At 75.3% G+C, this 8,200-nt stretch carries 7 protein-coding genes; 3 read left to right on the top strand and 4 right to left on the bottom strand.

Annotation, left to right across the window (positions count from 1 at the left end):
* Positions 1–560: 560 nt before the first annotated feature.
* The 4 genes from GUY61_RS30655 to GUY61_RS30640 all read right to left on the bottom strand — a co-directional run bounded on the left by GUY61_RS30655 (position 561) and on the right by GUY61_RS30640 (position 5,351).
* On the bottom strand, positions 561–1,079 hold the full coding sequence (locus GUY61_RS30655) for a flavodoxin domain-containing protein (RefSeq protein WP_166633510.1): 519 nt from the start codon (positions 1,077–1,079) through the stop codon (positions 561–563).
* A gap of 111 nt (positions 1,080–1,190) precedes the next feature.
* Complete coding sequence (locus tag GUY61_RS30650; RefSeq protein ID WP_166633509.1) at positions 1,191–1,919, bottom strand: CBS domain-containing protein; 729 nt, start codon at positions 1,917–1,919, stop codon at positions 1,191–1,193.
* 27 nt (positions 1,920–1,946) lie between these two features.
* Positions 1,947–4,640 carry a bifunctional GNAT family N-acetyltransferase/acetate--CoA ligase family protein gene (locus tag GUY61_RS30645; RefSeq protein ID WP_166633508.1) on the bottom strand — a complete coding sequence of 898 codons (2,694 nt, stop codon included), beginning with the start codon at positions 4,638–4,640 and terminating at the stop codon, positions 1,947–1,949.
* 342 nt (positions 4,641–4,982) lie between these two features.
* Positions 4,983–5,351, bottom strand: coding sequence for an STAS domain-containing protein (locus tag GUY61_RS30640; RefSeq protein ID WP_166633507.1), 369 nt, complete (start codon positions 5,349–5,351; stop codon positions 4,983–4,985).
* A 206-nt stretch (positions 5,352–5,557) separates the two neighbouring features.
* Here GUY61_RS30640 and GUY61_RS30635 point away from each other — a divergent pair, with 206 nt between their 5' ends.
* The 3 genes from GUY61_RS30635 to GUY61_RS30625 all read left to right on the top strand — a co-directional run bounded on the left by GUY61_RS30635 (position 5,558) and on the right by GUY61_RS30625 (position 7,913).
* Complete coding sequence (locus GUY61_RS30635) at positions 5,558–6,646, top strand: zinc-dependent alcohol dehydrogenase family protein (RefSeq protein ID WP_166633506.1); 1,089 nt, start codon at positions 5,558–5,560, stop codon at positions 6,644–6,646.
* A gap of 5 nt (positions 6,647–6,651) precedes the next feature.
* Positions 6,652–7,338 carry a pyridoxamine 5'-phosphate oxidase family protein gene (locus GUY61_RS30630; protein ID WP_166633505.1) on the top strand — a complete coding sequence of 229 codons (687 nt, stop codon included), beginning with the start codon at positions 6,652–6,654 and terminating at the stop codon, positions 7,336–7,338.
* A gap of 131 nt (positions 7,339–7,469) precedes the next feature.
* Complete coding sequence (locus tag GUY61_RS30625; protein ID WP_166633504.1) at positions 7,470–7,913, top strand: pyridoxamine 5'-phosphate oxidase family protein; 444 nt, start codon at positions 7,470–7,472, stop codon at positions 7,911–7,913.
* Positions 7,914–8,200: the final 287 nt, after the last annotated feature.

Genomic DNA, 8,200 nt, shown 5'->3' with positions numbered 1-8,200 from the left:
CGCCCCCGGTGCGGCTGAACAGTCGCCGCGTCCGGTTTGCGCGCCCGTTCGCGGTGCCGGGGGCGGCCGGCCGTCGCTGCGCCCGGTTTGCGCACCTGTCGCCGGTGCCGGGCCTCATCCGGCGCCCGAGCCCGCTCGCCCGCGGCGGGACGGGGGCGCCGTCGGCGCCTCCGCTCGAAGGCGTGGCCCGAGCCCGCTCGCCCGCGCGGGGCAGGGCGGGCCCCGTCCGTCACCGGTGGCCGATTCCCGCCCCGACGCGCCGGGCAGGGGCGCCACCCGGCCGGGCGCGGTCCGCCAAGCCCGCCAGGTCCCGCCGAGTGGGCACAGACGCGTCCGCGCACCCGCCGTGACGGGACCAGCTGGGCGGACGCGGCCCGCCGCCGGTGGCCGGGCGGCGCCTGCTGCGGGGCGCCGCCCCCATCGCACGGGGCGCGGCGTCCGCGGAACACCGGGCCGGCCCTGACGACGGCGGGCCCCGGCCGGCCGCCCGGCTCGCCGCGGCGGCCGGCACCCGGTGGGCCGCCGCGGGCCCGGCGTGGGGAGGCGCACCCGGCCGCAGGTCAGTGGTGTTCCATCTGGGAGCCGGTCAGTTCCGTCGCGATGCCGTGCGCCCACTCCTCGATCCGCGCGCGGTCACGGAAGTCGCCGCCCTTGCCCTGCTTCAGCAACTGCCGGGCGATGAAACCGCCGGCGCCCTCCGCCAGGCGACCGCCGAAGGTGGCGTGGCCGCGGGCGTCCAGGCGGGTCGCGATGCGGGCCACGGCCGGGGCCGGCGGGATGTCGCGTTCATCGGCGGACGGGTCGAGCGGTCCGCTGCTGAACAGCCACACGGGGCACACGGAGAGCTGCTTGCGGTGCCGCCGCGCGAAGCGCACCGCCTCGCGCGGCCAGCGCCCCGCGTACAGCCCGCCGCCGAGCAGCACCGCGTCGTACGGCGCGACGTCCCCCACCTCGGCGGCGGGGCGTGCCTCGGCGTCGACCTGCCGCTCGCGCAGGGCCCGCGCGATCCATTCGGCGATCTCGGCGGTGGATCCGTTCTTCGTGCCGTAGGCGACCAGTACTCGCGGTGCTTCGGTCATCACGGTTCACCTCACTCTCTTCGTCTTCGTGCGTCGTCGCCGGCGGCGGCCCCACCCCGGTGGGGGCGCGGGTGGCCGGGCACGGGGAGCCGTGCCCGGCCCTCGTCATCGTCAGAGCCTGCGCAGCCACTCCTCGCCGACGCCGTGCACCGCCGCCTCCTCCGGCCGCAGGTGCGCGTCGTCGTAGTGGTAGCCGAGGTGGTCGACGACGGCGACCACACCGTCCACCTGGCCCGCCATGCGGACCGCGATGGGCACCTCGCTGCGCCGCTCCAGCCTGCCCTCCAGGGTGACCACGCCGCCCCGGACGGTCACGCCGATCGTCTGCGGGGCCAGCCACAGGGCGCGCACCAGCACCTCCTCGATGATCTCGGCGCGGATGTCCTCGTCGGAGCGCAGGAACACCTGGAGCAGGTCGCGCCGGGTGACGATGCCGACCAGCCGGTCCTCCTCGTCCAGCACGGGCAGCCGTTCCACCCGGTGCTCGGCCATCGTCCGGGCCGCCGCGGCGATGGACTCGACGGCCTTGACCGTGACCGGCGGGCTGCTCATCAGCTCTGCCGCGGTCCTCGCCCGCGCCTTGATGTCCGCGCGGCGGGCGGAGCGGGTCAGCCGCGGCCGCCACCTGCGCTGCTCGCCGAGGCCGTCGTCCTGCCGGGCCTGGCGGTGCATGAGGTCCGTCTCGGAGATCACTCCGACGACCTTCTCGTCGTCGTCCACCACGGGCAGTCCGCTGATGTGGTGGTGCGCCAGGAGCTCCGCGACGTCCTTGAACGGAGTCGTCGGCGTCACCCGGACGACGTCGCTCGTCATCACTGTGCCGACCTTGCGGTGCTTCATGGTTCCTCCTCCTGAGGGCACTCCGGCTCAGCGCAGCCGGCGCAGGTACGGGTCGTGCGGCTGCCGCGGCAGCACACGGATGCGGACGTCGACCGCGACGACGCCGTCGGGGCGCGCCACGACCGGGTTCAGGTCGGCCTCGGCCAGTTGCGGCAGGTCGCAGGCCAGCCGCGACAGACGCAGCAGCAGCTGCTCCAGGCCCTCCAGGTCGACGGGGCCGCCGCCGCGGAAGCCGAACAGCAGCGGCGCGGAGCGGGGCGCGGTGATCAGGTCGTGCACATCGCGGTCGGTGAGCGGGGCGAGCCGGGCCGCGTGGTCCGCGAGCACCTCGGTGGCCGTGCCGCCGAGGCCGAACAGGACCAGCGGGCCGAACACCTCGTCCTGCACGACGCCGGCGACCAGCTCCGTGCCGCGCGCGGCCATCGGCTGCACGAGCACACCGGTCATCACCTCGCCGAAGCGGGCGGCGAGGTCCCGGTAGGCGGCGCGCACCTGCTCCTCGCCCTCCAGGTCCAGCAGCACCGCGCCGCGGTCGGTCTTGTGCAGCAGCCCGGGCCAGTACGCCTTGAGGACGACGCGCTCCTTCGGCCCGGCGAGGCGGGCGGCCGCGTCCACGGCGGTCTGCTCGTCCTCGGCCCACGCCCAGGGCAGCTGCCCAATGCCGTAGCGGTCCAGCAGACCGGCGCAACTGCACGGGTCGAGCCAGCCGCCTTCGGGGTACGCGGCGAGGAAGGAGTCCACCAGTTCCCGGGCTCCCTCGGTGTCGACACCCGACAGCTCGGGCACGGTGCCGGGCGGCTGGGCGAGCCACTGGGCGCGCTTCGCGGCGTGCGCGAGCGCCCGGGCCGCGGACTGCGGGTCCGCGTACGCGGGCACCGCCTCGCCGCTGGTGTGCAGCAGCCGTACGGACTCGGGCTGGTCGAGCAGGACCGCGACGACCGGGCGCGTACGGTGCCCGGCGGCCGGGGCGGTGAGCCCGCGGACCGGGTCGTCGCCGGTCGCCCGGGCCAGCGCGGTGGGCACCAGCGCCACCAGCACCGCGTCGACCGCGGCGTGCGCCGCCAGCCGGTCCACACAGGCGCGCAGCGCCTCGCCGCCCGCGGCCGCGGTGGCGTCGACCGGGTTGGCCGCGGTCGCGCCCGGCGGGAGCACGGCGAGGAGGTCGGAGACGAGGTCGGCGGGCAGTTCGGGGACGCTCAGGCCCGCCTCGGCGCACACGTCGGCGGCCAGCACGCCGGCCCCGCCGGCGTTGGAGACGACGGCCACCCGCGATCCGGCCGGCAGCGGCTGCGAGTGCAGCAGCGCCGCCGTGTCGAGGAGTTCGCCGATCGTACGGGTCGCGATGACCCCGGCCTGGGTGAACAGAGCCTGCCGCGTCATCGTCGGCGTCGCGGCCGCCGCGGTGTGCGAGGCGGCGGCCCGCCGCCCGGCCGTGGACCGGCCCGCGTCCACCGTGAGCACCGGCATCCGCCGGGCCACCCGGCGGGCGGTGCGGGAGAAGGCACGCGGGCTGCCGAAGGACTCCAGGTGCAGCAGCGCCAGATCCGTGGTGCCGTCGGTCTCCCACCACTGCAGCAGGTCGTTGCCGCTGACGTCGAACTTGTCACCCAGCGAGACGAAACTGGACACACCGATACCGAGCCGGGTCAGCCCGCCGAGCAGGGCGATGCCGACCCCGCCGGACTGCACGGCGACTCCCGCGGTGCCCGGCAGCGGCCGGTGCGCGGCGAAGGTCGCGTCCAGCCGGACCGCCTCCTCGGTGTTGGCGATGCCCAGGCAGTTCGGGCCCACCAGCCGCATCCCGTGGCGGCGCACGACACCCAGCAGCGCCGACGACCGGGCGGGGTCGAGACCGGAGGTGAGCACCACCAGTGCCCGGACCCCGGTCCTGCCGCACTCCTCGGCGACCTCGGCGACCGCGTCCGGCGGCACGGCCAGCACGGCGAGCTCCGGCGGTTCCGGCAGGGCGCTCACGGACGGGAAGCAGGAGGTGAGTTCGACGGCGTCCGCGTGCGGATTGACGGCCGTCAGATGCCCGGAGTACCCGGCGCGCCGGATGTTCCTCAGCACCGCGCGCCCCACCGAGCCCGGCTTGGTGCCGGCGCCGACGACGGTGATGGAGGCGGGGCGCAGCAGCGGCCGCATGCTCGCGATGTCCGCGGTACGGCCCCGCTCGTCGACGGCCGACAGGTAGTTCTCGTCCTGGGCCAGCCGCACCGTGCAGTGGATCACCGTGCCGTCGAACCGGCGGGCCGTGTTGAGCCCCAGGTCGGCGAAGACCTTGAGCATGGCGTGGTTGTAGGCGAGCGCGTCGGCGGTGAACTCGGTGATGCCGGCCGCCCGCGCCACGGGCACCATGTGCTCCAGCATCAGCGTGCCCACGCCGCGGTGGTGGAAGTCGTCGGCGACGGCCAGGGCGATCTCGGCGGACGCCGGGTCGTCGTCCGTCTCGTACTCCGCGACGCCGACGAGCCGGTCGCCCTGCGTGGCGACCAGCGCGTAGTGGCCGGGCCTCGGCGGGGCACACAGCCGCTCGGCGGCCCGCCGCCCCGACAGGCTGCTCGTCCCGAAGAACCGCAGCCGCATGTTCTCGGCCGACATCGTCTCGTACAGCGCCAGCACCCGGGGCCGGTCCTCCGGCCGCGCCTGCCGGATCTCCACCGTGCTGCCGTCGGCCAGGAGGGCGTGGATACCCGCTGCGCGGCGAGCGGTCTGCGTCATGACGTCTCTCTCCTCTGCCTGGTTCTCCGTATCCACGGTCGTGCGCCGTGCCGGGCGCCGCAGGGGCTGTCCGGGGCCGGGAAGAGGGCCGTTCGGCCCCGATCCGGGGGTCGGTCAGGGGATGATCGGCGGGCGCCGGGCGAGTGGGCCGGAGGGACGCGCCTGTGCCGAGAGGGAGAACGCGCGCGGGCCGCGTGGGGCGAGTGGGCCGGAGGGGCGCGCCTGTGTCGAAAGGGAGAACGCGCGCAGGCCGCGAGGTACGAGCGGGCGAGCACGATCGACCGTCGGCGCAGGCTTCAGCGCCCTGGAGGCGAACCGAGCCCCAAAAAGGAGGCCGCCGGATCAGCCCGGCACGGCCGGCGCCAGACGCTCGGGAAGCGCCTCCAGCACGTCGAAGACCGCCGACAGACGGGCCACCCGCAGCAGGCGCAGGATCCGCGGGCTCCCGACGACGAGGCGGATCCGCCCGCCGCGCTCCAGGGCGCGATTGCGCGCCCGGCACAGCACGGACAGACCGCTGCAGTCCATGAACGTGACACTGCTCAGATCCACCACCACGTCCGGACGCGGACCCGCGGTCAGGGCGTCCAGATGCTCCGCGGCGGCCGGCGCGGTCAGCAGGTCGATCTCGCCGAACAGCTCCACCACCGTGGTCCGCTCGGCCGCGCCCTCCCGCACCGGGTCGGGGGAGTGGATCCGGGTCTCGTCCATGACGCCAGAAAACCGGGCCGCCGGGGAAGCGGGGTAGGGCCGCTCGGCCCTGTCCCGGCGCCGAGCGGACCGCGCGGACCGGGCAACCGGAGCCGGTCGGCCCATGCGGCGGCCACCCGGCGGGTTCAAGGTGGGAACCGGGAGAGTCCGAGGGGATCGGGGGAACCCGGAGGAGCCCCTGTAGGAGTCCGAGGGAAGGAACGGTCATGAAGGCACTCGTCTTCCACGGTCCCGGGCAGTCCGCGTGGGAGGACGTCCCGGATCCGGACATCCAGGAACCCACCGACGCGATCGTGCGGGTCGACGCCGTCACCATCTGCGGCACCGACCTGCACATCCTCAAGGGCGACGTCCCCGAGGTGCGCCCCGGCACCGTCCTCGGCCACGAGGCCGTCGGCGAGGTCGTCGAGGTCGGCGGCGACGTGAAGACCGTGCGCCCGGGAGACCGGGTCCTGGTCTCCTGCATCACGGCCTGCGGCCGCTGCCGCTACTGCCGGGAGGGCGCGTACGGGCAGTGCCTCGGCGGCGGGGGCTGGATCCTGGGCCACACGATCGACGGAACCCAGGCCGAGTTCGTCCGCGTGCCGTACGCCGACCTGTCCGTGTACCCGCTGCCGGGCGGCGTGGACAGCAACGAGGCCGTCATGCTCGCCGACATCTTCCCCACCGGCTACGAGGTCGGGGTGCTGAACGGACGGGTGCGGCCGGGCGACACCGTCGCCGTCGTCGGGGCCGGCCCCGTCGGGCTGGCCGCGATCGCCACCGCCAGGCTGTTCTCCCCCGACCGGATCATCGCGGTGGACCTCGCGCCGTCCAGGCTGGAGGCCGCCAAGAGCTTCGGCGCCGACGTCGTGGTGGGCGCGGGCGAGGACCCGGAGCAGCTCGTCGCCGATCTGACGGACGGGCTCGGCGCGGACGTGGTCGTCGAGGCCGTGGGCGTGCCGGAGAGCTTCGAGATGTGCACCCGCATGGTCAGGCCCGGCGGGCACGTCGCCAACGTCGGTGTGCACGGCAGGCCCGCGACCCTGCACCTGGAACAGCTGTGGATCAAGAACGTGACGATCACCACCGGGCTGGTCGACACGTCCTCCACGCCGACGCTGCTGAAGATGCTGTCCGGCGGACGGCTGCCCGCGGCCTCGATGGTCACCCACACCTTCCCGCTCGGCCAGATGGAAGAGGCCTACGAGGTCTTCGCCAAGGCCGGCGAGACCGGGGCGCTGAAGGTCGTGCTGGGCGGAGGACCGCGGCACGACGAGGTGACCGTCCGGCAGACGGGCGACGAGGGAGAGTGACCGGCATGCCGGAAGACACACCGTCCGGCGGCGCGGCCGTGGCGCCGGGTTCCGCGCGCGGTGACATCGGCCGCCGCGCGGCGCAGCGGCGCGAGGAACTCGGCCTCACCCGCGAGGAGGTCGCCGCCCGGGCGGGCACGGCCCCCGGATACCTCAAGTATCTGGAGGAGCAGCCCGGCGCCGCGCCCGGCATCGGGATGCTGCTGCGGCTGGCCGACGCGCTCGGCACCACGGTGACCGCGCTGGCCGGCGGCGGCATCGACCTGCCGCCCGGCATCGGCCGTGCGGCGGGCCGCACCCGGCTGGCCGTGCTGAGTCCCGAGGAGTGCCGGGCACGGCTGGGCGGCCACGGGATCGGCCGCGTCGCGGTGGCCACGGCCGAGGGGCCGGCGATCCTGCCGGTCAACTACAGCGTCGTCGACGATGACATCGTCTTCCGCACGCTGCCCGAGTCCGCCTTGGCGGCAGCCGCGGGCACCGAGACCGCCTTCGAGGTCGACCACATCGACGAGGCGCTCAGCCGCGGCTGGAGCGTCCTGGTCCGCGGTCCCGCCCGGCTGGTCACGGACCCCCAGGCCGTGGCACGGCTCAACGAGCAGGCATTCAGCGAGCCGTGGGCGGACGGCGGGCGCAACACCTGGGTCGCCATCGAACCGGCCGCCATCTCGGGACGGGAAGTCGCGGACGCGTGAACGGGCCACCGCGCCGTGCGGGCCGGTTGGTTGACGGACTGGACCGGTCGGCCCTCCCGGCGGGGGCCGGGCCCGCGCACGATTGATGTACAGCACCGGGAAGAAGAGAGCTGGAAGAGCTGGAGTGGCCGATGTACGCCAATGACGGTTTCCGCGAACTGGACCGGCAGGAGTGCCTGCGCCTGCTGGCGAAGGCGCCCGTCGGCCGGATCGTGCATACCCGGCACGCCCTTCCCGCGGTCCTGCCCGTGAACTTCGCGCTGGACCGCGAACCGCCCTCCGTGGTGCTGCGCACCTCGGCCCGCTCCGAACTCGCCCGCGCCATCGACAAGACGGTGGTCGCCTTCGAGGCGGACGAGGTCGACGCCGTGGAGCACTCCGGCTGGAGCGTCGTCGTCACGGGACGGGCTGCGGTCGTCACGGACCCCGCCGAGCACGAACGGCTGCGCAGGACGGGACCGCGCTCCTGGGCGCCGTCCCCGAACGAGGTCTTCATCCGCATCGAGGCGGAACTCGTCACCGGCCGCGAGCTGGTGGCGGGCCGCAGCCTCTACGGCGTCGACCTCACGGCCTGACCGCCCACCGCTCCCTCCCTGACGGCCCCCGGACGAGCCCGGACCCGCATCTGCCGGGCCCGGGCTCTTCCCCGTCCCGCGCCCAGCGGCCCCGGCCCGGGCGGCGGTCGTGTATCGGCCGTGTGCCCCGGGGTTCCGCGTCCGGGTGGTCGCGTGCCTCGCGTCCGGGCCCGGCCGGTGGCAGGCACCGCCGACCTGCGCCGGCACGCGGAAGCGCCCCCGGCCACGGAGGGCGGTCGGGGGCGCTGTCACACGGGTGACACGGGTGACACGGGTGACACGGCCGG

It is taken from the genome of Streptomyces sp. GC420, assembly GCF_009916105.1.
In the GTDB taxonomy this organism is placed as follows: domain Bacteria; phylum Actinomycetota; class Actinomycetes; order Streptomycetales; family Streptomycetaceae; genus Streptomyces.
The sequence above is the reverse complement of the archived record's forward strand: the minus strand, read 5'-3'. Positions and strand labels throughout refer to the sequence as shown.